Source organism: Dietzia sp. UBA5065 (assembly GCA_002415925.1).
Taxonomy (GTDB): Bacteria; Actinomycetota; Actinomycetes; order Mycobacteriales; family Mycobacteriaceae; genus Dietzia.
In genome coordinates, this window is record DIAZ01000180.1 from 7,536 (window position 1) to 9,058 (window position 1,523).

At 72.5% G+C, this 1,523-nt stretch carries 3 protein-coding genes; 1 reads left to right on the forward strand and 2 read right to left on the reverse strand.

Features of this window, described 5'->3' with window-relative positions:
- Together B4M60_RS14875 and panB are read right to left on the reverse strand one after the other, a co-directional pair.
- The coding region (locus B4M60_RS14875) for an alpha/beta fold hydrolase (protein WP_291085794.1) at positions 1 to 256 on the reverse strand (256 nt) is incomplete at its 3' end.
- A 17-nt stretch (positions 257 to 273) separates the two neighbouring features.
- Positions 274 to 1,137 (reverse strand): 3-methyl-2-oxobutanoate hydroxymethyltransferase, encoded by an 864-nt coding sequence (gene panB / locus B4M60_RS14880; protein ID WP_291085797.1) that lies wholly within the window; start codon positions 1,135 to 1,137, stop codon positions 274 to 276.
- A gap of 186 nt (positions 1,138 to 1,323) precedes the next feature.
- Between panB and B4M60_RS14885 the strand changes: the two genes are divergently transcribed.
- On the forward strand, positions 1,324 to 1,523 hold a 200-nt coding region (locus B4M60_RS14885; protein ID WP_291085800.1), incomplete at its 3' end, for a glutamine synthetase.

Below are 1,523 nucleotides of genomic sequence, written 5' to 3' on the forward strand. Positions count from 1 at the left end.
CGGCGACGTGCGGGGTGCTCCGCCCGCAGCCGCGCTGGTCCACCAGGATGATCCGGTACGCGGCGGGGTCGAACATCCGACGGTGGGCGGGGGAGGTCCCCCCGCCGGGACCGCCGTGGACGAACAGGACCGGGTCCCCGGCGGGATTCCCGGAGCACTCCCAGTACAGGCGTTGGCCGTCGCCCACGTCGAGCATCCCCGTCTCGTGGGGCCCGATCTCCGGGTACGGGGCGCGGCGCGCGGTCTGCGTGTCCATCGACGATCCCGGCGTGATCAGAACGAGTGGTCGGGGCCGGGGAACGCCCGGGAGCGGACCTCGTCGCCGTACTCGCGGGCGGCGTCGCGGAGGGTGTCGGCGAGTCGCGCGTAGCGCTTGACGAATTTCGCCGTCCGCCCGGTGCCGTGGCCGGCCATGTCCTGCCACACCAGCACCTGGGCGTCGCAGCCGTTGCCGGCGCCGATCCCGACCGTCGAGATCGCCAGTTCGGCGGTGACCTCGCGGGCCAGCTCGGCGGGCACCATCTCCATGACCACGGAGAACGCCCCGGCCTCCTGGACGGCGCGGGCGTCGGCCCGGAGCGCGTCGGCGGCGTCGCCGCGGCCCTGGACGCGGAAGCCGCCGAGGCCGTTGACGGACTGGGGGGTGAAGCCGATGTGGGCCATGACCGGGATCCCGGCGTCGACGATCGCCCTGATCTGCGGGGCCATGCGGACGCCGCCCTCGAGCTTGACGGCCTGGGCGCCGCCCTCCTTCATCATCCGCGTGGCGGCCGCGACGGCCTGCGTCGGCGAGGCCTCGTAGCTCCCGAAGACCAGGTCGGCCACCACGAGCGCCATGGGCGCTCCCCGGGTGACGGCCCGGACAAGTGGGATCATCTCGTCCTCGGTGACCGGGACGGTGGTGTCGTAGCCATAGACGACGTTGGCCGCCGAGTCGCCCACCAGCAGGACGGGGATCCCCGCCTCCTGGAACAGCCGGGCGGAGACGAAGTCGTAGGCGGTGAGCATGGGCCACGGCTCGCCCGCGGCCTTGAGCTCGGCCAGGTGGTGGATGCGGGTGACCCGCGTCAGGCCCTGTCGATCCTCGGCCGGTGCGCCACCGGATCCGTAGACCGGCGTGTCGGTGGTGTCACTCATGGCGGTGTGGCCTTCCTACGGTGACCTCGAGGCCGACGGGGGTGTCGGTCCCCGGGTGGACAGGGGGCGATGGCGGGAGATCCCGTCGCCGACGAGTCTGCCACGGCGGGGTCGAGGGGGGCCGGGGAGTGTGGCGCGTACCGGATGTCACACGGACGTAACACGGCAGGCACTAGGTTGGACGGCATGAACCGCCAGCAGGAGTACGTTCTCAGGACCCTAGAGGAACGCGACATCCGGTTCGTCCGGCTGTGGTTCACCGACGTGCTCGGGACCCTGAAATCCGTGGCCGTGGCCCCGGCCGAGCTCGAGGGGGCGTTCGGCGAGGGGATCGGCTTCGACGGCTCGGCCATCGAGGGCTTCTCCCGCGTCTCGGAGGCGGACAC

Bases quoted from the DNA above. Each gene is read 5' to 3' on its own strand.
- panB (WP_291085797.1), bottom strand. From the start codon at position 1,137: ATGAGTGACACCACCGACACGCCGGTCTACGGATCCGGTGGCGCACCG.